The sequence below is a fragment of the Cedecea sp. Ae19-4 genome (assembly GCF_059801165.1).
Map to the genome: position 1 here is coordinate 959,255 of NZ_JBCHWG010000002.1, position 25,854 is coordinate 985,108.

General features: G+C 55.0%; 22 protein-coding genes and 1 other annotated feature. Of the genes, 18 read left to right on the forward strand and 4 right to left on the reverse strand.

Annotation, left to right across the window (positions count from 1 at the left end):
- Positions 1 to 121: 121 nt before the first annotated feature.
- From AAIE02_RS17360 to AAIE02_RS17380, 5 genes are read left to right on the forward strand one after another with little or no spacing between them, the layout of a single operon-like run.
- Positions 122 to 1,711, forward strand: coding sequence for an ABC transporter substrate-binding protein (locus tag AAIE02_RS17360; protein ID WP_166876911.1), 1,590 nt, complete (start codon positions 122 to 124; stop codon positions 1,709 to 1,711).
- Positions 1,711 to 2,658: an ABC transporter permease gene (locus AAIE02_RS17365; protein ID WP_008460122.1), complete on the forward strand. Its 948-nt coding sequence runs from the start codon at positions 1,711 to 1,713 to the stop codon at positions 2,656 to 2,658. Before AAIE02_RS17360 ends, AAIE02_RS17365 begins: the two co-directional genes overlap by 1 nt.
- Before the next feature lie 3 nt (positions 2,659 to 2,661).
- Entirely contained in the window at positions 2,662 to 3,492 is an 831-nt protein-coding gene (locus AAIE02_RS17370; RefSeq protein ID WP_008460123.1) for an ABC transporter permease, read from the forward strand.
- Entirely contained in the window at positions 3,489 to 5,111 is a 1,623-nt protein-coding gene (locus AAIE02_RS17375) for an ABC transporter ATP-binding protein (protein WP_336707735.1), read from the forward strand. The genes AAIE02_RS17370 and AAIE02_RS17375 overlap by 4 nt, the downstream gene beginning before the upstream one ends.
- The gene (locus AAIE02_RS17380; RefSeq protein WP_498532946.1) at positions 5,108 to 7,129 is read left to right on the forward strand and encodes a CocE/NonD family hydrolase; all 2,022 of its coding nucleotides are present in this window, start codon (positions 5,108 to 5,110) and stop codon (positions 7,127 to 7,129) included. Before AAIE02_RS17375 ends, AAIE02_RS17380 begins: the two co-directional genes overlap by 4 nt.
- A 57-nt stretch (positions 7,130 to 7,186) precedes the next feature.
- Here AAIE02_RS17380 and arcA read toward each other — a convergent pair whose 3' ends face one another.
- A complete protein-coding gene (gene arcA / locus AAIE02_RS17385) occupies positions 7,187 to 7,903 on the reverse strand; it encodes a two-component system response regulator ArcA (protein ID WP_008461663.1) in 717 nt (238 codons plus the stop codon).
- A gap of 96 nt (positions 7,904 to 7,999) precedes the next feature.
- Here arcA and yjjY point away from each other — a divergent pair, with 96 nt between their 5' ends.
- The 7 genes from yjjY (at position 8,000) to AAIE02_RS17420 (ending at position 14,732) form a co-directional block, all read left to right on the forward strand.
- Entirely contained in the window at positions 8,000 to 8,140 is a 141-nt protein-coding gene (gene yjjY, locus AAIE02_RS17390) for a YjjY family protein (protein ID WP_085938930.1), read from the forward strand.
- A 402-nt stretch (positions 8,141 to 8,542) separates the two neighbouring features.
- Entirely contained in the window at positions 8,543 to 9,229 is a 687-nt protein-coding gene (locus AAIE02_RS17395) for a tRNA/rRNA methyltransferase (RefSeq protein WP_008461665.1), read from the forward strand.
- A gap of 196 nt (positions 9,230 to 9,425) precedes the next feature.
- Positions 9,426 to 9,494: a thr operon leader peptide gene (gene thrL / locus AAIE02_RS17400; RefSeq protein WP_071530522.1), complete on the forward strand. Its 69-nt coding sequence runs from the start codon at positions 9,426 to 9,428 to the stop codon at positions 9,492 to 9,494.
- Positions 9,433 to 9,550 (forward strand) — a sequence feature (Thr leader region). It overlaps the preceding gene by 62 nt.
- A gap of 25 nt (positions 9,551 to 9,575) precedes the next feature.
- Entirely contained in the window at positions 9,576 to 12,038 is a 2,463-nt protein-coding gene (thrA, locus tag AAIE02_RS17405) for a bifunctional aspartate kinase/homoserine dehydrogenase I (RefSeq protein WP_498532947.1), read from the forward strand.
- A 1-nt stretch (position 12,039) separates the two neighbouring features.
- A complete protein-coding gene (thrB, locus tag AAIE02_RS17410) occupies positions 12,040 to 12,969 on the forward strand; it encodes a homoserine kinase (RefSeq protein ID WP_008461668.1) in 930 nt (309 codons plus the stop codon).
- Positions 12,970 to 12,972: 3 nt separating this feature from the next.
- A complete protein-coding gene (thrC, locus tag AAIE02_RS17415; RefSeq protein WP_498532948.1) occupies positions 12,973 to 14,259 on the forward strand; it encodes a threonine synthase in 1,287 nt (428 codons plus the stop codon).
- A gap of 212 nt (positions 14,260 to 14,471) precedes the next feature.
- On the forward strand, positions 14,472 to 14,732 hold the full coding sequence (locus AAIE02_RS17420; RefSeq protein WP_213715098.1) for a DUF2502 domain-containing protein: 261 nt from the start codon (positions 14,472 to 14,474) through the stop codon (positions 14,730 to 14,732).
- Between the two features lie 46 nt (positions 14,733 to 14,778).
- Here the strand turns inward: AAIE02_RS17420 and yaaA are convergent, their stop codons facing one another.
- Positions 14,779 to 15,552, reverse strand: a complete 774-nt coding sequence (gene yaaA / locus AAIE02_RS17425) for a peroxide stress protein YaaA (protein ID WP_498532949.1) — start codon at positions 15,550 to 15,552, stop codon at positions 14,779 to 14,781.
- Positions 15,553 to 15,624: 72 nt separating this feature from the next.
- Positions 15,625 to 17,064 (reverse strand): alanine/glycine:cation symporter family protein, encoded by a 1,440-nt coding sequence (locus AAIE02_RS17430; RefSeq protein WP_498532950.1) that lies wholly within the window; start codon positions 17,062 to 17,064, stop codon positions 15,625 to 15,627.
- A 217-nt stretch (positions 17,065 to 17,281) separates the two neighbouring features.
- Between AAIE02_RS17430 and tal the strand changes: the two genes are divergently transcribed.
- From tal to AAIE02_RS17445, 3 genes are all read left to right on the forward strand, one after another.
- Positions 17,282 to 18,235 carry a transaldolase gene (tal, locus tag AAIE02_RS17435; RefSeq protein WP_336982801.1) on the forward strand — a complete coding sequence of 318 codons (954 nt, stop codon included), beginning with the start codon at positions 17,282 to 17,284 and terminating at the stop codon, positions 18,233 to 18,235.
- Positions 18,236 to 18,344: 109 nt separating this feature from the next.
- Positions 18,345 to 18,932 carry a molybdopterin adenylyltransferase gene (gene mog / locus AAIE02_RS17440; protein WP_008461683.1) on the forward strand — a complete coding sequence of 196 codons (588 nt, stop codon included), beginning with the start codon at positions 18,345 to 18,347 and terminating at the stop codon, positions 18,930 to 18,932.
- Positions 18,933 to 19,057: 125 nt separating this feature from the next.
- Positions 19,058 to 20,368: an MFS transporter gene (locus AAIE02_RS17445; protein ID WP_166993493.1), complete on the forward strand. Its 1,311-nt coding sequence runs from the start codon at positions 19,058 to 19,060 to the stop codon at positions 20,366 to 20,368.
- Between the two features lie 51 nt (positions 20,369 to 20,419).
- On the opposite strand, the gene satP is transcribed toward AAIE02_RS17445, so the two are convergent.
- Complete coding sequence (gene satP, locus AAIE02_RS17450) at positions 20,420 to 20,986, reverse strand: acetate uptake transporter (RefSeq protein ID WP_498532951.1); 567 nt, start codon at positions 20,984 to 20,986, stop codon at positions 20,420 to 20,422.
- Between the two features lie 297 nt (positions 20,987 to 21,283).
- On the opposite strand from satP, the gene dnaK reads away from it, so the two are divergent.
- The 3 genes from dnaK to nhaA all read left to right on the forward strand — a co-directional run bounded on the left by dnaK (position 21,284) and on the right by nhaA (position 25,794).
- On the forward strand, positions 21,284 to 23,206 hold the full coding sequence (gene dnaK / locus AAIE02_RS17455) for a molecular chaperone DnaK (RefSeq protein ID WP_008461689.1): 1,923 nt from the start codon (positions 21,284 to 21,286) through the stop codon (positions 23,204 to 23,206).
- An 84-nt stretch (positions 23,207 to 23,290) separates the two neighbouring features.
- Entirely contained in the window at positions 23,291 to 24,424 is a 1,134-nt protein-coding gene (gene dnaJ / locus AAIE02_RS17460) for a molecular chaperone DnaJ (protein WP_008461691.1), read from the forward strand.
- Positions 24,425 to 24,621: 197 nt separating this feature from the next.
- Complete coding sequence (nhaA, locus tag AAIE02_RS17465; protein WP_008461692.1) at positions 24,622 to 25,794, forward strand: Na+/H+ antiporter NhaA; 1,173 nt, start codon at positions 24,622 to 24,624, stop codon at positions 25,792 to 25,794.
- The last annotated feature ends 60 nt before the right edge of the window (positions 25,795 to 25,854 follow it).

A 25,854-nucleotide genomic window follows, 5' to 3' on the forward strand; every position in this document is an offset into this window, starting at 1 on the left:
TCATAGTCTGATACGAAAAACTCATGCCTCAGTGTTTAGCTGTTTTGATATAAATCATAAATAGATGTGCTATGGCATCTGGCCGGTGGTCAGACAAACAAATAATAACGGAGAAAAATAAATGAAAGACGATCGTTCAGACGAAAAAAAATACCTGCAAGGCGTGAGCATGAGCCGCCGTTCATTTATCAATACGGCGGCGCTGATTGGTATGGGCAGTGCGTTATCGCTGTCGCCGCTGGCGGGTTTTGCTGCCGAAGCGACGCCTAAAAAAGGGGGCGTGCTGAAGCTGGGCATGTCGGGCGGCAATACCAGCGATTCTCTGGATCCCACGCTCTTTAGCGACTGGGTGCCGCTTAACCAGGCATACATGCTGATGAACGGTCTGGTGGAAATTGATGAGAATAACCAGGCCACGCCGGAGCTACTGGAAAGCTGGGAAGCGAAGCCGGGCGCGCAGGAGTGGACCTTTAAAGTGCGTCAGGGCGTGACCTTCCACAACGGCAAGGCGCTTACCGTGGAAGACATCCTTTACTCGATTAACCTCCACCGTGGCGATCAGTCTCGCAGCGCCATTAAAACGCAGCTGGCGGCCATCAAAGATCTGAAGAAGAGCGGTGAGAACGAAATTACCCTGACGCTGGACAGCGGCAACGCCGACTTGCCGTTCCTGCTGGCGGACTACCACCTCGTTGTGGTGCCGGACGGTTTTACCGACTGGAAACACCCGATTGGCACCGGCGGCTTCGTCTTTGATCAGTACCAGCCGGGCGTGCGTTCCTATTTCAAACGTAATCCCAATTACTGGAAGCCAAACCGCGCGTTTGTGGACGCCGTTGAAGTGCTGGTGATCAACGATGCGACCGCGCGTACCAACGCCCTTATTTCCGGCCAGGTCCACGCCATCAACCGCGTGGACTTTAAGACCGTCGATTTCCTGAAGCGCAGCCCGGCGCTGAACATCGTGCGCGCGGCCGGCGGGCAGCATTTCACCTTCCTGATGGACTGCCGCGTAGCACCGTTCAACAACAATGACGTTCGGACGGCGATTAAATACGGCATCGATCGCGAGAAATTACTGGCCACCGTGCTGCGGGGTTACGGCACGCTGGGCAACGATCATCCGATCCCGAAAACCGATCGCTTCTTCAATAAAAGCCTGGAACAGCGCGCCTACGATCCTGACAAGGCTAAGTTCTTCCTGAAAAAAGCCGGGCTAAGCGCGCTGCCGCTTGAGCTGTCGTCCTCTGATGCTGCCTTTGCCGGGGCATTGGATGCCGCCGCATTGTTCCAGGGGGAAGCCGCTGCAGCGGGGATTCAGGTCAGCATCAAACGCCAGCCGGCAGACAGCTACTGGGATGACGTCTGGATGAAAGCGCCGTTTAGCATGGGCTACTGGGGCGGGCGTCCAACGGCGGATCAGATGTTCTCCACCGCCTGGCAATCCACCGCCAAATGGAACGATACCCACTGGAAGAATGACAAGTTCGACAGCCTGCTGATTCAGGCGCGATCGCTGCTTGATGACCAAAAGCGGGCAGAGATCTACGGGGAGCTGCAAAGCATTGCCCGGGATGACGGCGGCGCGATGATCCCGCTGTTTGGCGACTATCTGGACGCCACCAGCAAAAAAGTCGGCGGTGTGAAACCTCATCCGCTCTTCAACTTTATGGGTGGCCGCCTGGCTGAACGCGTCTGGCTGGAGTCGTAATGAAAAAACAGATCCTTCATCGTTTATTGCTGGGCGTGCTGACGCTGTGGCTGGTTTCGGTTCTGATCTTCGTCGGCACCGAGCTGTTGCCCGGCGACGTGGCGAGCGCCATCCTCGGCCAAAACGGCACGCCGGAAACCATCGCCGCGCTGCGTCTCCAGCTTGGGCTGGATCAGCCGGCGGTTTATCGCTATCTGCATTGGCTGTCCGGCGTCTTGCACGGTGATTTAGGCACTTCGCTTGCCAACAACCAGCCTATTGGCGCCGAGCTGCTGCCTCGCCTGGCGAACACGCTGTTTCTTGCGCTATATGCCGCGCTGATCGCGATTCCGTTGGCGGTCGTATTGGGGATTGCTTCTGCGGTGTGGCGCGGTTCCTGGTTTGACCGCCTGGCGAACACGCTGACGCTGATGAGCATTTCGGTGCCGGAGTTTTTTGTCGGCTACGTGCTGGTGATCTTCTTTGCGATTCGCCTGGCCTGGTTCCCCAGCCTCGCGCTGGTCGACCCGGATGCCAGCCTGCTCGACAGGCTCTATGCCTGTACGTTGCCGATGCTGACGCTGGTGCTGGTGGTGCTGGCGCACATGCTGCGCATGACGCGGGCTTCCGTCGGCGCGGTGATGTCCAGCAGCTATATCGAAACGGCGCTGCTAAAAGGACTTTCTCGCTGGCGCATTGTGCTCAGCCACGCGCTGCCCAACGCGCTCGCGCCAATTATCAACGTGATTGCTTTCAACCTGGCCTATCTGGTGGTGGGCGTCATCCTGGTTGAGGTGGTCTTTGTTTATCCGGGCATCGGGCAACTGATGGTGGATGCGGTGACAAAACGAGATTTGCCGGTGGTGCAGGCCTGCGGGCTGCTTTTTGGCGGGACTTATATCCTGCTGAATACGGCGGCAGATCTGCTGGCCATTTGGTGTAACCCACGACTGCGGCATGCGAGGTAGGCCATGAAAAATATCAAAATTCGCACGGTGCCGCTGTCGGCAATATTGGGGTTGACCATCATCGCCGTCAATTTGATTGCCGCGCTTTTTGCGCCCTGGCTGGCGCCGCACAGCGAAACGGCTCAGGTGGGTGACATCTGGATGCTGCCGTCGAGTTCGATGCCGTTCGGCACCGACAGTCTGGGGCGTGACATGCTGTCGCGTATTCTGTTTGGCGCCCGAACCACCATTGCGATTGCGCTGGCGATCACCGCTATTTCGTTTGTGGTGGGCATTATTACCGGTTTTACCGCCGCGATTTACGGGCGCTGGGTGGACGTCGTGCTCACCCGCATCGTCGATACGCTGATGTCGATCCCGGTGCTGATCCTGGCGCTGATCGTCCTGTCCGTGCTGGGGACCTCTATTCCGGTGCTGGTCGGAACCATTGCGCTGTTAGACGCGACTCGCGTTTTCCGTCTTGCTCGTCTGGTGGCGCAGGGGATCGTCTGCCTTGAATATGTTGAGGCGGCACGCTTGCGTGGGGAAGGGCTGTGGTGGATCGTCCGTAAAGAGTTTCTGCCTAACGCAATGCCGCCGCTGCTGGCGGAATTCGGCATGCGCTTCTGCTTTACCTTCCTGTTTATTGCCGGGCTGAGTTTCCTTGGGCTGGGCATTCAGCCACCGTGGGCGGACTGGGGCAGCATGGTGCGTGACAACGCGCAGGCCATCAATTTTGGCCAGTTTGCTCCGCTGTACCCCGCTGCGGCGATTGCCCTGCTGACGATCGGCGTCAACCTGGTGGTCGACTGGCTGCTGGTGCGTAACAACCTTTCGCTGGGAGAAGAGGGATGACACAACCGATTTTACAGATGCGTGATTTACGCATTGAAACCGAGCAGGGGCTGCCGCTGGTGAAAGGCGTCTCTCTCAGCCTGATGCCTGGCGAAGTTCTGGGGCTGATTGGCGAGTCCGGCGCGGGGAAATCAACTATCGGTCTTGCGGCCCTGGGCTATGCCCGACCTGGCTGCCGGATTGCGGGCGGTGAAGTGCTGGTGGGCGGGCAAAATATTGTGGCGCTATCCAGCAAAGAGAAACGTGAGTTTCGCGGTAAGCGCGTGGCCTATGTGGCGCAGAGCGCCGCCGCCGCGTTCAACCCGGCGCTGACCATCGGCAAGCAGGTTTGTGAAGGGCCGCTTCGCCATGGCCTGATGAGTCCGGAAGAAGCCCAGGCCTGGGCCGTGACGCTGTTTAAAGCGCTTGATCTCCCGGAGCCTGAAGCTATCGGCCAGCGCTATCCACATCAGCTCTCGGGCGGGCAGCTGCAGCGGGCGATGGCGGCGATGGCGATGTCCTGCAAGCCTGATGTCCTGGTCCTTGATGAACCAACCACCGCGCTGGATGTGACGACGCAAATCGAAGTGCTGGTGATGCTGCGCAAACTGGTCAGAGAGTTTAATACCGCCGCGCTGTATATCACTCACGATCTGGCGGTTGTCGCACAGATTGCCGACCGCATTATGGTGCTGCGACAGGGGAGCGAAGTGGAGTGCGGCAGCACCGTCGATATTCTGCAGAATCCAACAGAAAGCTACACGCAGCGGCTGGTGTCCGAACGCGCCCACGCTTTAACGCCGGTGCATGCCGGAAGTAAACCTGAAGGGCAACTACTGGCGTTGAATAATCTCTCTACGGGCTACAACGGTAAAACGGTCGTCCACAACGTTTCCCTCAGCATTGCCAAAGGAGAAACGATGGCCATTATCGGCGAGTCCGGGAGCGGGAAGAGTACGCTGGCCCGGGCGCTCTGCGGCCTGCTGACTGACACGAAAGGCAGCGTTACCTTTGTTGGCAAGGTGCTGGCCAACCGTTACCCGCAGCGTGATAAAGAGACGCTGCGCCGTATCCAGATGATCTATCAGTTGCCCGATGTGGCGCTTAACCCAAGGCAAACCGTGCTGGAGGCGATTGGCCGCCCGGTAGCGTTCTATTTTGGCCTTGATAAACAGCAGGTTCGTGCGCGGGTTCTGGAACTCCTGAAACTGACTGAACTCCCTGATTATCTGATTGATCGCTATCCTGGCTCGCTTTCCGGGGGGCAGAAGCAGCGCGTGTGTATTGCACGAGCGCTGGCCGCGAAGCCCGATCTTATCATCTGCGATGAAGCAACCTCCGCCCTTGACCCGCTGGTGGCGGAAGAAGTGTTGAAATTGCTGAGAAACCTGCAGGAACAGCTGGGGCTGTCTTATCTGTTTATCACCCACGACCTGAGCACGGTAAAACGCATTGCTCAGCAGGTTGCCGTGATGTATCAGGGCAACGTCGTCGCACAGGGCCCAACCGCGCAGGTATTCAGCGCACCAATGCACAGTTACACCGAAAAACTGCTGACTTCCGTGCCGGAAATGCGCCCTTCCTGGCTGGATGAGGTGCTGGGTCAGCGTCAGTTAAACGCGATGGCAGGAGCTTCATGAAAACTCTTATTACGCAATTCCCTCACAGCGTGAGCGTGACGGAACATTTGTGGATTGTTTTGAAAGACGGAACTCGGCTGGCGGCGCGTATGTGGCTGCCTTTGTCGGCTTCGCAGCAGCCGGTGCCCGCCATTCTGGAGTACATTCCCTACCGCAAGCGCGACGGAACGCGTACCCGGGATGAGCCGATGCACGGCTATTTTGCCGGGAATGGCTATGCAGTGCTGCGGGTAGACATGCGCGGCAGCGGGGATTCTGATGGGCTGATGGCCGATGAATATCTTTTGCAGGAGCAAGAAGATGCGCTGGAGGTGATCGACTGGATCAGCCGCCAGGGCTGGTGCAACGGCGCCGTGGGCATGATGGGTAAATCCTGGGGCGGCTTTAACTGCCTGCAGCTGGCGGCTCGCCGCCCTCCGGCACTGAAAGCCATTATCACCGTTTGCTCGACGGACGATCGTTACAACGACGATATCCACTATAAAGGCGGCTGCCTGCTGAATGACAATTTGTGGTGGGGCGGCATTATGCTGGCCTACCAAAGCCGCCCGCAGGATCCGGAGCTGGTCGGGGAGGGCTGGTATCAGGCCTGGCTGAATCGCCTTGAAAATATGCCTTTCTTCCCGGCGCTGTGGATGGAACATCCGCTGAAAGATGATTACTGGAAGCACGGCTCCGTGGGGGAAGACTGGCAGGCCATTACCTGCCCGGTGATGGCGGTGGGCGGCTGGGCGGATTCCTACAGCAACGCGGTCTTCCGCCTGATGGATAATCTTAACGTCCCGCGCAAGGCGATCCTCGGCCCGTGGGCGCATATTTATCCTCAGGATGGCTCGCCTACGCCGGCCATCGGTTTTCTGCAGGAGGCTGTGAGCTGGTGGGACCGCTGGTTGAAACAGATCGATAACGACGTGCTGGATGGCTCGCGCGTCCAGGCCTGGCTCAACGACAGCCAGCGACCTGATTCGCAGCGGCCGCAGGCCTTTGGGGAGTGGATTGCCATTGAGAACGATACCGACGCTGAAACCTTCCCTCAGCGCTGGCATCTGCAGCCTGGCCGGCTGGTGACATCGCCTTTAGTCGATGAATACCGGCAGGACATCCGTAGTGTGCAGAATCACGGGTTGTTCGCCGGAGAGTGGATGGGCGCGGGTGTGCTGGGGGAAAGCCCAAGCGATCAGCGAATGGATGACGGACTGGCCGAAAGTTTCGACAGCGCCCCGCTGAGCGAAAGCCTGGCGATTTACGGTTTCCCGCAGTTTAACGTCACGCTTTCCAGCGATAAACCTGCGGCCATGCTGTATGTCCGCCTGTCAGACATTGCACCTGACGGAGCATCAACCCGCGTCAGCCATGGCTGGGTGAATCTGAGTCATTTGCAGGGGCAGGAGCAGAACGTCGCGCTGGTGCCGGGCGAAAAGGTCAATGTTACCGTGCAGCTGGACGGCATCGCCTGGCGCTTTGCTGCCGGGCACCGGCTACGGGTTTCTCTCGCGACTACCTTCTGGCCGATGATCTGGCCGATGGCTGAAAATGCGACGCTTAGTGTTGATCTGGCCAGCGCTCAACTGCAATTGCCGGTTTGCCGGGAAGTGAAGCCGATTGCTGGCCCGAATCCGCATCCTGAAACGGCAGCCAATACGCCGCTGACAATCCTCTCTCCAGGGCGGGTCGATCGCGAACTGCGCTATGACGTGGTGAAAGACAGCTGGCAGAGCATCACTCAGGGCGTGGGCGGTGTTTTTGGCGAGGGCGTGTATCGGTTTGATGATATCAATACCACCGTCGATCATAGCCTTAGGCGCCAGTTGACTGTGCAAAACAGCGATCCTCTCTCGGCGCATTACCTGCTGACTCAGAACATGAAAATCGGCCGGGAAGGCTGGTGGACGGACACAGATATTGTGCTGGAGATGCGCAGTGACCTGACGCATTTTATCGTCAGTGGAAAGATGACGGTTCAACACAATGGGGACGTGGTCTTTACCCGGGACTGGAATGAACGCATTTCCCGCTGAAAGACAGGCATAAAAAAGGGCTGACAGAAGTCAGCCCTTTTCGTTATTTCTCGCCGCTTATTCCTGCAGATCGCCGCAGAAACGGTAGCCTTCGCCGTGGATGGTGGCGATAATTTCAGGCGTATCCGGCGTGGATTCGAAATGTTTACGAATGCGGCGAATGGTCACATCGACGGTACGGTCATGCGGCTTCAGCTCGCGACCGGTCATTTTTTTCAGCAGCTCGGCACGAGACTGAATTTTGCCCGGGTTTTCACAGAAGTGCAGCATCGCACGGAATTCACTGCGCGGCAGCTTATACTGTTCACCGTTCGGGCTAACCAGAGAGCGGCTGTTGATGTCCAGCTCCCAGCCGTTGAATTTGTAACTTTCAACGGAACGACGTTCTTCGCTGATGGCCCCTAAATTCATGGTGCGGGACAGCAGGTTACGTGCACGAATAGTCAATTCACGCGGGTTGAAAGGTTTGGTGATGTAGTCATCCGCACCGATTTCAAGACCGAGAATCTTGTCTACTTCGTTGTCACGACCCGTCAGGAACATCAGCGCCACGTTAGCCTGCTCGCGCAATTCACGCGCCAGCAGCAGGCCGTTTTTACCCGGCAGGTTGATGTCCATAATGACGAGGTTAATGTCATTATCGGCAAGGATTTGATGCATCTCTGCGCCATCGGTCGCTTCAAAAACATCATAGCCTTCCGCTTCAAAAATGCTTTTAAGCGTGTTGCGTGTTACTAATTCGTCTTCGACGATAAGAATGTGCGGGGTCTGCATGTTTGCTACCTAAAATTGCCAACTAAATCGAAACAGGAAGTACAAAAGTCCCTGACCTGCCTGTTACATGCCATAAATTAACATGCCGGGCTTAACATGACTAAAGTACGTAATTGCGTTCTTGATGCACTTTCCATCAACGTCAACAACATCATTAGCTTGGTCGTGGGTGCATTCCCTTTGGACCCGACGGTGTCAAAAACGGCTGTTATCCTAACCATTTTAACAGCAACATAACAGGCTGACGCGCTTTAGACACCTGATAAAACTACGCTTCGTTGACATATATCAATTTCAATTGTAGCACGTTAACAGTTTCAATAAATCATCGTAGCTCAATGCTAGCTTTTGTCACAACTTTTTAATAATCAAGATCGTAAAGCGTCAAATAAAGTACGCTGAATCTGGCCTGCAGCTGTGTTTCTCTTGTGGGGAAATAAACCATGATAAACAAGTGGATATAACCCGTGTTTCCCCTGTTTTCATGGTATATAATCACGTAAAAGCATAAGCTTAAGTTATAAGTCCATCAGAAGTTATAGCCACAATATATGTTGCAACAAAGTAAATTTGCGATGCGTATTATCCAAATTTGTGCATCACTTCGCACGTTTTAACGAATTTTAGAAGAGAGTTCCAATGCGTTTGCCAATTATCCTGGTTTCACCGGCCAGAGCAGAGAACGTCGGGGCCGCTGCCCGGGCGATGAAGACCATGGGGTTTACGGAGATGAGGATCGTAGCCAGTGATGCGCATCTCCAGCCCGCCGCCCGCTGGGTAGCGCACGGCGCGGGCGATATTCTTGATGGAATTCGCCACTTTGACACGCTCGCGGATGCTCTGAGTGACGTGGATTTTTCCATCGCCACAACGGCCCGCAGTCGGGCGAAGTTTCATTACTATGCGACGCCGCAGCAGCTACTGCCTATACTCGAAGAGAAACGCCAGTGGGTAGGATGCGTGGCGCTGGTTTTTGGCCGTGAAGATTCCGGGCTGACCAACGAAGAGCTGGAGTTGGCGGATGTGCTAACCGGCGTGCCGATGGTCGCGGATTATCCGTCGCTTAACCTGGGGCAGGCCGTGATGGTTTATTGCTACCAGCTTTCCGCTTTGATGCAGCAACCGCCTGTGGAAAACGTGGCCGGTGACGGGCAGCAGTTGAATGCGCTGCGTCTGCGAATGGAAGCGCTTTTGCATCGCCTTGAGGTTGCGGGCGACCAAAAAATGGTCGATTGGGTCCAGCAGCGTTTGGGGCTACTGGAGCAGAGAGACACGGCAATGCTTCACCGTTTGCTTCATGACATCGAAAAAAAATTACCAGAATGAAATGTTTTTGAATGACTCTTTTTGAGACGTTCATCTAACTTATTGCGCTATTTACGCGCTTTTACTCCCATTTTTGGTGGGTTTTTCAGCTCGACCGGGCAAGGCGATTTTTTGTGACAGAACTAAAAAAAATTGACTTGGTAAAGGGATTGCTTTAACCAATAGAGCTATTACAAATTTAGAGCACACAACATCCATGTTTCGCTTCAGCCTGATTACCACAATTATCACAACCACCATTACCACAGGTAACGGTGCGGGCTGACGCATACAGGTAAAAATGAAAAAAGCCCGCACCTAAACAGTGCGGGCTTTTTTTTCGGGAAAAAATCAAGGGGTCACAACAATGCGAGTGTTGAAATTCGGTGGTACTTCGGTGGCAAATGCGGAGCGTTTCCTTCGCGTTGCCGATATCCTGGAAAGTAATGCCAAACAGGGGCAGGTGGCGACCGTGTTGTCTGCTCCGGCAAAAATTACTAACCACCTTGTGGCGATGATTGAGAAAACCATCGGGGGCCAGGACGCTGTGCCGAATATCAGCGACGCAGAGCGTATTTTTGCTGAACTGCTGAATGGTCTGGCAGAGGCGCAGCCGGGCTTTCCGCTGGCTGAACTGAAAGGGTTAGTGAATCAGGAGTTTGCTCAGCTTAAACATGTTCTGCACGGGATCAGCCTGCTGGGCCAGTGCCCGGACAGCATCAATGCGGCGATCATTTGCCGGGGCGAGAAGCTGTCTATCGCTATTATGTCGGGCGTGCTGCAGGCTCGTGGCTACCAGGTGACCGTGATCGACCCGGTCGAGAAGCTGCTGGCGGTGGGGCATTACCTGGATTCCAGCGTGGATATCGCAGAGTCAACTCGCCGCATTGCCGCCAGCCGCATTCCTGAAGATCACATGATTCTGATGGCTGGGTTTACCGCCGGGAACGACAAAGGCGAGCTGGTTGTTCTGGGCCGCAACGGTTCCGACTATTCTGCCGCCGTGCTGGCTGCCTGTCTGCGAGCCGACTGTTGTGAAATCTGGACTGACGTCGACGGCGTTTATACCTGCGACCCACGCCAGGTGCCTGATGCCCGACTGCTGAAGTCGATGTCTTACCAGGAAGCGATGGAGCTTTCCTACTTCGGCGCCAAAGTACTTCACCCTCGCACCATCACCCCGATTGCCCAGTTCCAGATCCCCTGCCTGATTAAAAATACCGGAAACCCGCAGGCGCCAGGTACGCTCATTGGCGACAAGAGCGATGACGAAGGGCTGCCGGTGAAAGGCATCACTAACCTGAATAACATGGCGATGTTTAGCGTTTCAGGCCCGGGCATGAAAGGCATGGTCGGCATGGCTGCACGCGTGTTTGCCGCGATGTCCCGTGCCGGGATCTCCGTGGTGCTGATCACCCAGTCCTCCTCCGAGTACAGCATCAGCTTCTGCGTTCCGCAGGCCGATTGCGGTCGCGCTCGCAAAGCGATGGAAGACGAATTCTATCTCGAACTGAAAGAGGAGCTGCTGGAGCCGCTGGCGGTCACCGAACGCCTGGCGGTTATCTCCGTCGTGGGCGACGGCATGAAAACGCTGCGTGGTATCTCCGCCAAGTTCTTTGCTGCCCTGGCCCGCGCGAATATCAACATTATCGCTATCGCACAGGGTTCTTCCGAGCGCTCTATCTCCGTTGTGGTCAATAACGACGATGCCGTGACCGGCGTACGTGTGACTCACCAGATGCTGTTTAACACCGATCAGGTTATTGAGCTTTTCCTGGTGGGCGTTGGCGGCGTGGGCGCGGCTCTACTGGAGCAGGTTAAACGCCAGCAGGCGTGGTTGAAGGAGAAGCATATCGACCTGCGCGTTTGCGGCGTGGCGAATTCTAAAGCCCTGCTGACTAACGTGCATGGCCTGGATCTCGAAAACTGGCAGCAGGCGCTGGAGCAGGCCAAAGAGCCGTTCAATCTTGGCCGCCTGATCCGCCTGGTGAAAGAGTATCATCTGCTGAATCCGGTGATTGTGGACTGTACTTCCAGCCAGGCCGTGGCGGATCAGTACGCTGATTTCCTGAGCGAAGGTTTCCACGTGGTGACGCCAAACAAAAAGGCCAACACCTCGAGCATGAATTATTACCACCAGTTGCGTAATGCCGCGGAGAGTTCTCGCCGGAAGTTCCTCTACGACACCAACGTGGGGGCAGGCTTGCCGGTTATCGAAAACCTGCAAAACCTGCTGAATGCGGGCGATGAGCTGCAGCGTTTCTCGGGCATTCTTTCCGGATCGCTTTCTTACATCTTCGGGAAGCTGGATGAGGGAATGAGCTTCTCGCTGGCGACCAGCACTGCGCGTGAAATGGGATATACCGAACCGGATCCGCGTGACGATCTTTCCGGTATGGACGTGGCGCGTAAGCTGTTGATCCTGGCACGTGAGACCGGGAGCAGTCTGGAGCTTTCGGATATCGAGATCGAATCCGTACTTCCGGAAAATTTTGATGCAAGCGGAGACGTCGAGTCTTTTATGGCACGCCTTCCTCAGTTGGATGATGAGTTTACGGCTCGTGTGAGGAAGGCGCGTGACGATGGGAAAGTGCTACGTTACGTCGGCGTTATTGAAGAAGACGGCAGCTGCAAAGTGAAAATCGACGCCGTAGACGGCAACGATCCGCTGTATAAGGTGAAGAACGGCGAAAATGCCCTGGCCTTCTACAGCCACTATTATCAACCGCTGCCGCTGGTACTGCGTGGCTACGGGGCAGGTAACGACGTTACCGCCGCCGGTGTCTTCGCGGATCTGCTTCGCACCCTGTCATGGAAGTTAGGAGTTTAAGATGGTTAAAGTATATGCCCCGGCTTCCAGCGCCAATATGAGCGTCGGTTTTGATGTGCTGGGTGCGGCGGTGTCGCCGGTTGATGGCTCACATTTGGGTGATTACGTCACGGTTGAAGCGGCAGACAGCTTCAGCCTGACCAACCTTGGGCGGTTCGCCAGCAAGCTGCCGGATGAACCGCGCGAGAACATTGTTTATCAGTGCTGGGAGCGTTTCTGCCAGGAAATTGGCAAGACTATTCCCGTGGCGATGACGCTTGAGAAAAACATGCCCATCGGCTCCGGGCTGGGATCCAGCGCCTGTTCGGTGGTGGCTGGCCTGATGGCGATGAATGAATTTTGCGGTAAGCCTTTGAGCGACACACGCTTGCTGGCACTGATGGGCGAGCTGGAAGGGCGTATTTCCGGCAGCATTCATTACGATAACGTCGCGCCTTGTTTCCTCGGCGGCATGCAGTTAATGATCGAAGAAAACGGCATCATCAGCCAGCAGGTGCCAGGCTTTGATGAGTGGCTTTGGGTGCTGGCGTACCCTGGGATTAAGGTTTCAACCGCCGAAGCGCGTGCGATTTTACCCGCCCAGTATCGCCGTCAGGACTGCATCAGCCACGGTCGCCATCTGGCCGGTTTTATTCATGCCTGTCATACCCGCCAGCCTGCACTCGCGGCGAAACTGATGAAGGATGTGATTGCTGAACCTTACCGCGCCAAACTGCTGCCGAAGTTTGATGAGTCCCGTAAAGCCGTGGCGGATATCGGCGCCCTGGCGAGCGGGATTTCGGGTTCTGGCCCGACCTTATTTGCACTGTGCGATAACACCGATACCGCGCAGCGCGTGGCTGACTGGCTCAGCCAACATTATTTGCAGAACCAGGAAGGTTTTGTACATATTTGCCGTCTGGATACGGCTGGCGCACGAGTTTTGGGATAAGACATGAAACTGTACAACCTTAAAGATCACAACGAGCAGGTCTCCTTTGCACAGGCGGTTACCCAGGGCCTGGGCAAACAGCAGGGGCTGTTTTTCCCGCATGACCTGCCTGAGTTTGAACTGACTGAAATCGACACCATGCTGGAGATGGATTTTGTCAGCCGTAGCAGCAAAATTTTGTCCGCATTTATCGGCGATGAGATCCCGCAGGAGATTCTGGAAGAGCGCGTGCGTGCGGCCTTCGCGTTTCCTGCACCGGTGAATATGGTTGAGCCGGACGTGGGCTGCCTGGAACTGTTCCACGGCCCGACGCTGGCGTTTAAAGACTTTGGCGGGCGCTTTATGGCGCAGATGCTGACCCACATCAGCGGCGACAAGCCTGTAACCATTCTGACCGCAACATCCGGCGATACCGGTGCGGCGGTGGCCCATGCGTTCTACGGCCTTAAGAATGTGCGCGTCGTTATTCTTTATCCGCGTGGGAAAATCAGCCCGCTGCAGGAAAAACTGTTCTGTACCCTCGGTGGAAATATCGAAACCGTGGCGATTGACGGCGATTTTGATGCCTGCCAGGCGCTGGTGAAACAGGCATTTGATGATGAAGAATTGAAGATGGCGCTGGGGTTAAACTCGGCAAACTCCATCAACATTAGCCGCCTGCTGGCGCAGATCTGCTATTACTTCGAAGCGGTAGCCCAGCTGCCGCAGGAAGCCCGTAATCAGCTTGTGGTCTCCGTGCCGAGCGGTAACTTTGGCGATCTGACGGCTGGCCTGTTGGCAAAATCCCTCGGCCTGCCGATTAAGCGCTTTATTGCGGCGACTAATGCCAACGACACCGTTCCGCGTTTCCTGGCTGAAGGCCAGTGGGCACCTAAAGCGACCGTGGCCACGCTGTCCAACGCCATGGATGTTAGCCAGCCGAACAACTGGCCGCGAGTGGAAGAGCTTTTCCGCCGCAAAATTTGGCGTCTGACCGACCTTGGCTATGCTGCCGTGACCGACGCAACCACCAAAGACACGATGCGCGAGCTGAAGGCGATTGGCTACGTTTCTGAACCACACGCGGCGATTGCTTACCGTGCTCTGCGCGACCAGCTGCAGCCAGGTGAGTTTGGGCTATTCCTGGGGACCGCGCATCCGGCGAAGTTTAAAGAGAGCGTAGAAGAGATTCTGGGCGAAGCGCTGCCGCTGCCGGAGGAGCTGGCCTCCCGCGCCGATCTGCCGCTGCTGTCCCACAACCTCCCAGCTGATTTTGCCGAACTGCGTAAGTTCATGATGGTTAAAGCGTAATTCTGAAGCCCCATTTTGCTTGTCAGACTGGGGCGTTTTTCCCTGTAAATCAGGGGGAAAATAAGCAGGCATTTAGCAGGAAAAAAGGAGAAATTCCCATAAAATGCGGATGCTTAGAGATTAGGATTGCGGAGAATAACGCGGGTGTGATTTCCGACATAAGCTCATCTTAACGGGCCCATTGGGCCGGCTTAAGAAGTAAGGAGCAAATTATGTTGAAATCCATTTTTCTGGCGTTGTCCCTGCTGGTGGTGACACCGCTGGCGGTACAGGCGGGAGAAATCACGCTGGTGCCTGCCGTGACGCTGCACTTCGGCGATCAGGATAACCACGGGCGCTACTGGGACGGCCGTTACTGGCGAGACCACGACTGGTGGGTAAGACATTATGAGTGGCGTGAACATCGTTGGCAGCGCCACGCAAGGTTTGATGGCCCGCCACGGGAACATCATGATAATCGCTGGGACAGATAACCGGCGCGAGTTCAAAGTAAAACGCCAGCTTAACGCTGGCGTTTTTTTATTGCTCGTGGCGCTTAAACACCAGTTCGTTTTTCTGGGACGCTTCTTCATCAAAGAAATAGCCGTCGGTATTAAACGCTTTGAGTTGTTCTGGCTTCGTCAGGCGATTCTCAATGATGTAGCGGCTCATCAGCCCGCGCGCTTTTTTCGCGTAGAAGCTGATGACTTTAAACTTGCCGTTCTTCTCATCGAGGAAGACGGGCTTGACGATCTCCGCGTTCAGCTTCTTCGGCTTCACCGCTTTAAAGTATTCATCAGACGCCAGATTGACCACGATATTGTCGCCCTGGGTGGCCAGCACCTGATTGAGCTTCTCGGTGATCGTATCGCCCCAGAAGTGATACAGATCTTTGCCTTTTGGGTTTTCCAGGCGAATGCCCATTTCCAGCCGGTAAGGCTGCATTAAATCCAGCGGGCGCAGCACGCCGTACAGCCCGGAAAGCATACGCAGATGCTGTTGGGCGAAATCAAAGTCGGCTTCACTAAACTCTTCGGCCTGCAGGCCGGTATACACATCACCTTTAAAGGCGAGAATAGCCGGGCGCGCGTTTTGTGGCGTAAATGCCGGATGCCACTCATGGAAACGGGTTTCGTTAAGAGAAGCCAGCTTATCGCTGATGCTCATCAGGGAGGCAATTTGCGGTGCGCTAAGCTTGCGGGCAACGCTGATTAACTGCTGTGAATATTCCAACAGTTCCGGCTGTGTATAGCGGTCCGTCGGCAGCTCGCTTTGGTAATCCAGCGTTTTGGCAGGTGAGATAAGAATTAGCATGTCCACTCCTTGCATAGTTAGGCCGTTACTTTAGCAAATTTCCTGCCTGTCGCGGCCTATGGCTGCAATCAGCTAAGATTTTTTTTCCACGTCTCTGTCCCAAACGCCGGGGGCAAGCTGGGTCTTAATCTCCGGGAAACGGTTGGGGTTGAAAATAGGCGATATGCCCAGCTTTTGCTGGCGCAGATAATCTGCCGCTATTGTTTTCACCACCGGAGAAAGCAGCAGGATCGCCGTGATATTGGTTAACGCCATAATAGCCATCGCCACGTCTGCCAGCTGCCAGACCAGTGGCAGCGCGGCCTGCGTACCGAACATCACCATAGTGAGCACCATAAAGCGCAGTAAAAATTTCAGCGCGCGGCTGTCCTGGTTCAGGAACAGCAAATTGTTCTCTGCGTAGGTGTAATTCGCCATGATAGACGTGAAGGCGAACAGGAAAACGATAACCACGATAAAACCGCTGCCCCAACTGCCTACGGCTGAGCTGAGCGCTTGCTGAACCAGAATAATGCCGCTGCGTGACGTTTCTGTGCCATCCATCATGCCGGACATCAGCACAATGGCGGCAGTCGCGGTGCAAATGATCACCGTATCAATTAATACCCCAAACATTTGCACCACGCCCTGAGTGGCCGGGTGTGGGGGCCATGCGGCCGCCGCTGCGGCTGCGTTAGGCGTGGAGCCCATGCCAGCTTCGTTAGAAAACATCCCGCGCTGGAAGCCATTGGTGATGGCCTGGCTGACGGTATAACCTAGCGCGCCCGAAACGGCTTCGTGCCAGCCGAAGGCGTGGCTGAAAATCAGCCGGATGACTTCGGGGATACGTTCAATGTGCAGCCCCACAACATACAGGCTCATGCATACCCAGAGTAATGCCATTAGCGGCACCAGCCACTGGGAGAGGCGAGCAATGGTCCGCATTCCTCGCCAGATGACCAGCGCGGTAACCGTAACCAGGAATAGGCCTACCCAGATTTTTGGCACGTCAAACGCGTAGTGAGTGGCAATCGCGATGGAGTTGGCCTGTACGGCGTTGAACACCATGCCGAAGGCAACGATCAAAAAGACGGAAAACAGCACCCCCATCCAGCGCATGCCAAGCCCACGCTCCATATACCAGGCCGGGCCGCCGCGGTAGTTTCCTTCTTTGTCGCGGGTTTTATAGAGTTGGGCGAGGGAGCACTCTGCGAAGGCAGTGGCCATGCTGAGCACGGCGGCAACCCACATCCAGAACACCGAACCGGGGCCACCTGCTGAGATGGCCAGCGCAATGCCCGCAAGGTTACCGCTGCCGACGCGCGCGGCAAGGCTGGTGCAAAGTGCCTGGAATGAGGATATTCCGGAAGGATCCGGCGAGTCGCTGTTGCGCAGGAAAAGGCGCAGCCGGGTAAAGTAACGGAACTGGACGAAGCCGCTGCGGAAGGTGAACCAGATGCCCGCGCCAATAAGCAGCCAAAGTAGGACCGAGCCCCAAAGTACCTCATTGATAAAAAATAAAAAATCTGTCATTAACGTCCCTCTTGTTAATGCGTGATGGCGGCGAGGTTGACGGGCCCGGGCCATGCAATCCATTACGTTACAGATAAAATGGCGGTCGAGTTTAGCATATTCTCGTCCACTGGACGGACAGCACTTGTCGCGGTTGCACCTGATGGGCGGCGTGATATCATCAAGTCAGACCGGTTACATCTCCCTAACAAGCTACACCTGAAGAGAAACACTCATTATGACGGATAAATTGACTTCTTTGCGTCAACTGACCACCGTGGTTGCTGACACCGGAGATATCGCGGCGATGAAGCTGTACCAGCCGCAAGATGCTACTACCAACCCTTCTCTGATCCTTAACGCTGCGCAGATCCCTGAGTACCGTAAACTGATCGACGAAGCGATTACCTGGGCTCGTAGCCAGAGCACCGATCGCGCTCAGCAGGTGGTTGACGCTTCCGACAAGCTGGCGGTAAACATTGGCCTGGAAATTCTGAAGCTGATCCCTGGCCGTATCTCGACCGAAGTGGATGCTCGCCTTTCCTATGATACCGAAGCCAGCATCGCGAAAGCCAAACACCTGATCAAGCTCTACAACGACGCGGGCATCAGCAACGATCGCATCCTGATTAAACTGGCTTCTACCTGGCAGGGCATCCGCGCTGCAGAGCAGCTGGAAAAAGAAGGCATCAACTGTAACCTGACCCTGCTGTTCTCCTTCGCTCAGGCTCGTGCCTGTGCTGAAGCTGGCGTGTTCCTGATTTCTCCGTTCGTTGGCCGTATCCTTGACTGGTACAAAGCTAACACCGACAAGAAAGAGTACGCTCCGCAGGAAGATCCAGGCGTGGTTTCCGTGACCGAAATCTACCAGTACTACAAGCAGCACGGTTACGAAACCGTGGTGATGGGTGCAAGCTTCCGTAACGTCGGTGAAATCGTCGAGCTGGCTGGCTGTGACCGCCTGACCATCGCACCTGCCCTGCTGAAAGAGCTGGCAGAAAGCGAAGGCGCAATTGAGCGTAAGCTGAGCTACACCGGGGAAGTGAAAGCGCGTCCTGAGCGTATCACCGAGTCCCAGTTCCTGTGGCAGCACAACCAGGATCCAATGGCCGTAGACAAACTGGCGGACGGTATCCGTAAGTTTGCTATCGACCAGGAAAAATTGGAAAAAATGATCGGCGACCTGCTGTAATCATTCTCGTGGCCGGCTTCCGTCGGCCACGCTTTTCACCGCTTTCCCTGTCTGCAACGCCTTTCCCCGTGTATCATTCCTCTCAGACTTGCTGATTTCCGGGATTGATATGAATACCTTACGCATTGGACTCGTGTCCATTTCAGACCGCGCTTCTAGCGGCGTTTATCAGGATAAAGGCATCCCTGCGCTGCAAGAGTGGCTTGAGCAGACGTTGACGACGCCGTTTAAAATAGAAACCCGTCTGATCCCTGACGAGCAATCCCTCATTGAACAAGCACTTTGCGAGCTGGTGGATGAGATGGCCTGCCATTTGGTGCTGACCACCGGCGGAACCGGGCCGGCGCGTCGTGACGTAACGCCGGACGCTACGCTCGCCGTCGCCGATCGGTTAATGCCCGGCTTTGGCGAACAGATGCGTCAGATCAGCCTGCATTTTGTCCCGACAGCGATCCTCTCGCGTCAGGTGGGCGTCATTCGCAAACAGGCCTTGATCCTCAACCTTCCGGGGCAGCCAAAATCTATTCAGGAAACGCTGGAAGGCGTGAAAGATGAAACCGGCAAGGTTGTGGTGCCGGGAATTTTTGCGAGTGTACCGTATTGTATACAGCTGCTGGATGGGCCTTATGTTGAAACGCATGACCATGTGGTAGCAGCTTTCCGCCCTAAAAGCGCTCGGCGCGAGACAAAACCCTGAATAATTAGCTTTTGTGACATAAGATCGAATTGGTATGGAGTGTGAACATTTTATCGTTATAGTAACTCTGGCTTTACAGCTAAACGGAAAAAATAATTAACACTCCTCTTTACAAGCGGTCCCCTATGTCAAAACAGCACGCCAGACCTCTTAACCGGCAGGATTACAAAACCCTGACGCTTGCAGCCCTCGGTGGCGCCCTCGAATTCTACGACTTCATTATCTTCGTCTTCTTTGCGGCGGTGCTGGGAGAGCTCTTCTTCCCGGCCGATATCCCGGAGTGGCTGCGCCAGGTGCAGACATTCGCTATTTTCGCGGCCGGTTATCTTGTGCGTCCGCTGGGCGGGGTTGTGATGGCGCACTTTGGCGATCTGGTTGGCCGCAAAAAGATGTTTACCCTCAGTATTCTGCTGATGGCGGTACCGACATTGGCCATAGGTTTGTTGCCAACGTACGCTTCATTAGGCATTGCGGCTCCGCTGTTGCTGCTGCTGATGCGTATTCTGCAGGGGGCGGCCATCGGCGGCGAAGTGCCGGGCGCCTGGGTGTTTGTCTCTGAGCATGTGCCGGATAAGCGGATTGGTATTGCCTGCGGCATTCTGACGATGGGGCTGACCGTCGGGATTCTGTTGGGCTCCGTGGTGGCAACCATTATTAATACTTCCATGACCCAGCAGGCGATTCATGACGGCGGCTGGCGCATTCCTTTCTTCCTTGGCGGGATTTTTGGTCTGGTGGCGATGTACCTTCGCCGCTGGCTGCGTGAAACGCCGATCTTCCTCGAAATGCAGCAGCGTAAAGCGCTGGCCGAGGAGATGCCGCTTAAGTCAGTCGTGGTTGGGCATAAAAAAGCGGTGGTGGTTTCTATGCTGCTGACCTGGCTGCTCTCCGCCTGCATCGTGGTGGTGATATTGATGTCGCCGATCTGGCTGCAAAAACAGCATGGGATCGCGCCTGCCTTAACGTTGCAGGCAAACAGTATCGCCACGATTATGCTGTGCGTGGGCTGCCTGCTGGCAGGGCTGTCGGCTGACCGCTATGGCTCAGGGAAAACCTTTACCGTCGGCAGCATCTTGCTCGCTATCTGTAGCTGGATGTTTTATCACCTGAGTGGGACGCATCCAGAACATCTCTTCTTGCTGTATGGCCTGGTCGGGCTGAGCGTGGGCGTGGTTGGCGCGGTACCATTTGTTATGGTGCGAGCCTTCCCGGCGCAGGTACGATTCACCGGAATTTCGTTTTCTTACAATCTGTCCTATGCCATTTTTGGCGGCCTGACGCCGATTGCGGTCACCATGTTAATGGGCGTTTCGCCGATGGCTCCGGCCTGGTACGTGCTGGCGCTTGCCGTTGTGGGTTTGGTGATGGGGATTTGGCTAAGAAAGGATATTCATCATCAGGACAAGATAGAAGAAAGGGCGCTGACGCCTTCCTGAATAAAAAAACGCGGAGCAGGGCTCCGCGTTTTGTTTTCCGCTAAAGGAAGATTAGTGCTTTTCGCCGATCGGCAGCACGGTGCGGCCAAACTGCTCGTTCAGCACTTCACCCACCGCCAGGTAGATAGCGCTGGCGCCACACACCAGGCCAATCCAGCCCGCGATTTTCACCATACCTTCGTTATCTGCCAGGTGGCCAATCGCCAGCAGGGCAAACAGCACGGTTAGGCTGGCAAACACGAACTGCAGCATACGTGGGGACTTCAGGGTGCCGAAGAACATGAACAGGGTGAAGACACCCCACAGACCCAGGTACGCGCCAAGGAAGTGGCCGTTGGCCGCATCGCTGAGGCCCATTTTAGGCATCAGCAGAATCGCCACCAGCGTCAGCCAGAAAGAGCCGTAGGAGGTGAAGGCGGTTAAACCGAAAGTGTTCCCTTTTTTAAACTCCAGCAGGCCCGCGAAGATTTGCGCGATACCGCCGTAGAAAATCCCCATCGCGAGGATAGTAACGTCAAAACCAAAAATACCTGCGTTATGCAGGTTGAGCAAAATGGTGGTCATGCCGAAGCCCATTAAGCCCAGGGGAGCTGGATTAGCCAACTTAGTGTTGCCCATAGTTCCTCTGAAAAATTCATCTGAAATGTAGTGTTAATTAAGGCCCCGCAGCCGGGAGTCCGGTTGCGGGCGCGGCATAATAATCAGGCAGCACGTCGGCGTCTATGATCTGAGCGGGGGGAAAGCAGAAAATTTTTTTTCACCTGCCCCTTGATGGCAAGCGTTGCGACCCCATCTTGTATGCAACCGCAGTTGGCGGACCTGAAAAAAAACGCTTCGGGCAGTTGAAACAGACGCTTTTGCCCGCATAACAGGTTCACAACCACATGATGACGAATTTTTAGTGGAGACGTTTAGATGGGTAAAATTATTGGTATCGACCTGGGGACTACTAACTCTTGTGTCGCGATTATGGATGGTACAACTGCTCGTGTGCTGGAGAACGCCGAGGGCGACCGCACCACGCCTTCTATCATTGCTTACACGCAGGACGGCGAAATCCTGGTAGGTCAGCCGGCTAAACGTCAGGCAGTGACTAACCCGCAAAACACTCTGTTTGCGATTAAACGCCTGATTGGCCGTCGCTTCCAGGACGAAGAAGTGCAGCGTGATGAAGCCATCATGCCTTACAAAATCATCGGCGCTGACAACGGCGACGCATGGATTGACGTAAAAGGTCAGAAAATGGCACCGCCGCAGATCTCTGCTGAAGTGCTGAAGAAAATGAAGAAAACCGCTGAAGATTACCTGGGTGAGCCGGTAACCGAAGCTGTTATCACCGTACCTGCATACTTTAACGATGCTCAGCGTCAGGCAACCAAAGACGCTGGCCGTATCGCAGGTCTGGAAGTGAAACGTATCATCAACGAACCAACCGCTGCCGCTCTGGCTTACGGCCTGGATAAAGAAGTCGGCAACCGTACTATCGCGGTTTACGACCTCGGTGGTGGTACTTTCGATATCTCTATTATCGAAATCGACGAAGTTGACGGCGAGAAAACCTTCGAAGTTCTGGCAACCAACGGTGATACCCACCTGGGTGGTGAAGACTTCGACAGCCGCATGATCAACTACCTCGTTGACGAGTTTAAGAAAGATCAGGGCATTGACCTGCGTAACGATCCGCTGGCAATGCAGCGCCTGAAAGAAGCGGCAGAAAAAGCCAAAATCGAGCTTTCTTCTGCACAGCAGACCGACGTAAACCTGCCGTACATCACTGCAGACGCGACCGGTCCAAAGCATATGAACATCAAAGTGACTCGTGCGAAACTGGAATCCCTGGTCGAAGACCTGGTCAACCGTTCTATCGAGCCGCTGAAAGTTGCCCTGCAGGATGCTGGCCTGTCTGTTTCCGATATCCAGGACGTTATCCTGGTCGGCGGTCAGACTCGTATGCCAATGGTGCAGAAAAAAGTTGCTGAGTTCTTCGGTAAAGAGCCGCGTAAAGACGTTAACCCGGACGAAGCTGTTGCTATCGGTGCAGCGGTTCAGGGCGGCGTGCTGACCGGTGATGTAAAAGACGTGCTGTTGCTGGACGTTACCCCACTGTCTCTGGGTATAGAAACTATGGGTGGCGTGATGACTGCGCTCATCAGCAAAAACACCACCATCCCAACCAAGCACAGCCAGGTGTTCTCTACTGCGGAAGACAACCAGTCTGCGGTAACCATCCACGTGATTCAGGGTGAGCGTAAACGCGCATCCGATAACAAATCACTGGGTCAGTTCAACCTGGATGGGATCAGCCCGGCACCGCGCGGTATGCCACAGATCGAAGTCACCTTCGACATCGATGCTGACGGTATTCTGCACGTTTCCGCGAAAGACAAAAACAGCGGCAAAGAGCAGAAGATCACCATCAAAGCATCTTCTGGCCTGAACGAAGACGAAATCCAGAAAATGGTTCGTGATGCAGAAGCTAACGCCGAAGCTGACCGTAAGTTCGAAGAGCTGGTTCAGACCCGTAACCAGGGTGACCATCTGCTGCACAGCACCCGTAAGCAGGTTGAAGAAGCAGGCGACAAACTGCCGGCTGACGACAAAACTGCTATCGAGTCTGCGCTGACCGCGCTGGAAGCGTCCCTGAAGGGCGAAGACAAAGCGGACATCGAAGCTAAAATCCAGGCTCTGGCTGAAGTTTCCCAGAAGCTGATGGAACTGGCTCAGCAGCAGCACGCTGAGCAGCAGGCTGGCAATGCCGCAGATGCAGGCCACGCCAACGCCGGCAAAGACGACGATGTTGTTGATGCCGAGTTCGAAGAAGTTAAAGATAAAAAATAATCGCCCTGATGCAGGGTAATTAACCGGCACGGGCGCGGAGTTTACTCCACGCCCGTGCTCGTATGTTAAGGGCAGAAAAAAGAGATGGCGAAGAGAGACTATTACGAGGTTTTAGGCGTTCCGAAGTCAGCGGAAGAGCGTGAAATCAAAAAGGCTTACAAGCGCCTGGCGATGAAGTTCCATCCGGACCGTAACCAGGGCGATAAAGAGGCCGAGGCGAAGTTCAAAGAGATCAAAGAAGCCTACGAAATCCTGACCGATGACCAAAAACGTGCGGCCTACGATCAGTACGGTCACGCTGCGTTTGAACAAGGTGGTATGGGCGGCGGCGGCGGCTTTGGTGGCGGCGGTGCCGACTTCAGCGATATCTTTGGCGACGTATTCGGCGACATTTTTGGTGGCGGACGCCGCCAGCGTGCGTCCCGCGGTGCAGACCTGCGCTACAACATGGACTTAACGCTTGAGGAAGCGGTTCGTGGCGTCACCAAAGAGATCCGTATCCCGACGCTCGAAGAGTGCGAAGTTTGCCACGGCAGCGGCGCGAAGAAAGGATCTTCCCCGCAGACCTGTCCAACCTGTCACGGCCAGGGCCAGGTGCAGATGCGCCAGGGCTTCTTTACCGTGCAGCAAAGCTGCCCGCACTGTCAGGGCCGCGGCACTATCATTAAAGATCCGTGCAACAGCTGCCACGGTCACGGCCGCGTAGAGAAAACCAAAACGCTGTCGGTGAAAATCCCGGCAGGCGTGGATACCGGAGACCGTATTCGTCTGTCTGGCGAAGGCGAAGCGGGCGAACACGGCGCGCCATCAGGCGATCTGTACGTTCAGGTTCAGGTGAAACAGCACCCAATCTTCGAACGCGAAGGCAATAACCTCTACTGCGAAGTGCCGATCAACTTTGCGATGGCTGCGCTGGGTGGAGAAATTGAAGTTCCAACCCTGGACGGTCGAGTTAACCTGAAGGTTCCGGGTGAGACGCAAACCGGCAAGCTGTTCAGAATGCGCGGTAAAGGCGTGAAGTCCGTACGCGGCGGTGCGCAGGGCGATCTGCTGTGCCGTGTCGTTGTAGAGACGCCAGTTAGTCTGAACGAAAAACAGAAAAAGCTGCTGCGTGATTTAGAAGAGAGCTTCGGCGGCCCTACCGGGGCGAATAACAGCCCGCGTTCGAAGAGCTTCTTCGACGGGGTGAAGAAATTCTTTGATGATTTAACTCGGTAATTTCTTCCTGTTGGTATGCTTCAAAAAACCTGAACTGCTTCATTCGGTTCAGGTTTTTTTATGCTTTTTGATATGGGTCGGTTTTTCCGATCTTTTTTTGCCATATAAGCTGTTTTTAACGATGTGTCATTGTCGCTATTCTGGCTACCCTATTAGTGTTCAGGATGAATACGCTACTTAGAGAGTTGGGTGAAATAATGACTAAAAATTTGCAACGTTTCTTTCAGAATGATGCCGCTGGCGGTATTTTTTTGATTGTTGCTGCGGCACTGGCAATGCTACTGGCAAATATGGGATCGACCAGCGCTGGCTATGAGGCTTTTCTTGCCACACCTGTTGAAGTGAGAATTGGGCCGCTGGATATCAGTAAAAATCTGCTGCTGTGGGTGAATGATGCCTTGATGGCGATTTTCTTCCTGATGATTGGCCTTGAGGTAAAGAGGGAAATGGTTATCGGGTCACTGGCCGATCGCCGTCAGGCTTCATTCCCGGTCATTGCCGCCCTGGGTGGGATGGTGGTACCGGCTCTGCTTTATCTGGTTTTTAACTATGCTGATCCTGTAACCCGTGAAGGCTGGGCGATACCTGCGGCAACCGACATTGCCTTTGCTTTAGGGATCCTTGCGCTTCTAGGCAACCGTGTCCCGCTGGCACTGAAGGTTTTCCTGATGGCGCTGGCAATTATTGATGATCTTGGCGCAATTGTGATTATCGCGCTGTTTTATACCAGCGATCTTTCGGTGATGTCGCTAGGTGTCGCTGCCGTGGCCATTGTGGCACTGGCATTGCTGAACCTGTTTAACGTGCGTCGTACCGGAGTCTACATTCTGGTGGGCGTAATATTGTGGACTGCGGTACTGAAATCAGGCGTGCATGCCACGCTTGCAGGCGTGATTATTGGCTTCTTCATTCCACTGAAAGAAGAAAAGGGACGCTCGCCAGCTCAGGACCTGGAGCATGTGCTGCATCCGTGGGTCGCCTTCCTGATCCTGCCGCTGTTTGCTTTTGCTAATGCAGGGGTTTCCCTCAGCGGAGTGACCATGCAGGGGCTAACGTCGCTTCTGCCGCTGGGTATTATGGCCGGGTTGTTCATCGGTAAGCCACTGGGTATCAGCCTGTTTTGCTGGCTGGCGCTGAAGTTTAAGCTTGCCTCACTGCCAGAGGGAACAAGCTTTAGGGATATTATGGCGGTAGGCGTGCTGTGTGGCATAGGGTTTACGATGTCCATCTTCATCGCTTCACTGGCCTTTGGCGACGTTGACGCGGAGCTGATTACCTGGGCGAAACTGGGCATTTTGCTGGGGTCGTTACTCTCTGCTGTCGTCGGCTTCATGATGCTAAAAGTACGATTGCCTAAGGCGACTTCATGACGTTACTGGCTGCCGGGTCATCGCCAGATGACCCGATAATGGATTAATTCTCAGGGAGTG

Coding starts and splice junctions, on each gene's coding strand:
- nhaA (WP_008461692.1), top strand. CDS start 24,622: ATGACTAAAAATTTGCAACGTTTCTTTCAGAATGATGCCGCTGGCGGT.
- AAIE02_RS17430 (WP_498532950.1), bottom strand. CDS start 17,064: ATGACAGATTTTTTATTTTTTATCAATGAGGTACTTTGGGGCTCGGTC.
- thrB (WP_008461668.1), top strand. CDS start 12,040: ATGGTTAAAGTATATGCCCCGGCTTCCAGCGCCAATATGAGCGTCGGT.
- AAIE02_RS17395 (WP_008461665.1), top strand. CDS start 8,543: ATGCGTTTGCCAATTATCCTGGTTTCACCGGCCAGAGCAGAGAACGTC.
- mog (WP_008461683.1), top strand. CDS start 18,345: ATGAATACCTTACGCATTGGACTCGTGTCCATTTCAGACCGCGCTTCT.
- AAIE02_RS17370 (WP_008460123.1), top strand. CDS start 2,662: ATGAAAAATATCAAAATTCGCACGGTGCCGCTGTCGGCAATATTGGGG.
- thrC (WP_498532948.1), top strand. CDS start 12,973: ATGAAACTGTACAACCTTAAAGATCACAACGAGCAGGTCTCCTTTGCA.
- AAIE02_RS17360 (WP_166876911.1), top strand. CDS start 122: ATGAAAGACGATCGTTCAGACGAAAAAAAATACCTGCAAGGCGTGAGC.
- AAIE02_RS17445 (WP_166993493.1), top strand. CDS start 19,058: ATGTCAAAACAGCACGCCAGACCTCTTAACCGGCAGGATTACAAAACC.
- dnaK (WP_008461689.1), top strand. CDS start 21,284: ATGGGTAAAATTATTGGTATCGACCTGGGGACTACTAACTCTTGTGTC.
- thrA (WP_498532947.1), top strand. CDS start 9,576: ATGCGAGTGTTGAAATTCGGTGGTACTTCGGTGGCAAATGCGGAGCGT.
- tal (WP_336982801.1), top strand. CDS start 17,282: ATGACGGATAAATTGACTTCTTTGCGTCAACTGACCACCGTGGTTGCT.
- yjjY (WP_085938930.1), top strand. CDS start 8,000: ATGACTAAAGTACGTAATTGCGTTCTTGATGCACTTTCCATCAACGTC.
- dnaJ (WP_008461691.1), top strand. CDS start 23,291: ATGGCGAAGAGAGACTATTACGAGGTTTTAGGCGTTCCGAAGTCAGCG.
- satP (WP_498532951.1), bottom strand. CDS start 20,986: ATGGGCAACACTAAGTTGGCTAATCCAGCTCCCCTGGGCTTAATGGGC.
- AAIE02_RS17420 (WP_213715098.1), top strand. CDS start 14,472: ATGTTGAAATCCATTTTTCTGGCGTTGTCCCTGCTGGTGGTGACACCG.
- arcA (WP_008461663.1), bottom strand. CDS start 7,903: ATGCAGACCCCGCACATTCTTATCGTCGAAGACGAATTAGTAACACGC.
- AAIE02_RS17375 (WP_336707735.1), top strand. CDS start 3,489: ATGACACAACCGATTTTACAGATGCGTGATTTACGCATTGAAACCGAG.
- AAIE02_RS17380 (WP_498532946.1), top strand. CDS start 5,108: ATGAAAACTCTTATTACGCAATTCCCTCACAGCGTGAGCGTGACGGAA.
- yaaA (WP_498532949.1), bottom strand. CDS start 15,552: ATGCTAATTCTTATCTCACCTGCCAAAACGCTGGATTACCAAAGCGAG.
- AAIE02_RS17365 (WP_008460122.1), top strand. CDS start 1,711: ATGAAAAAACAGATCCTTCATCGTTTATTGCTGGGCGTGCTGACGCTG.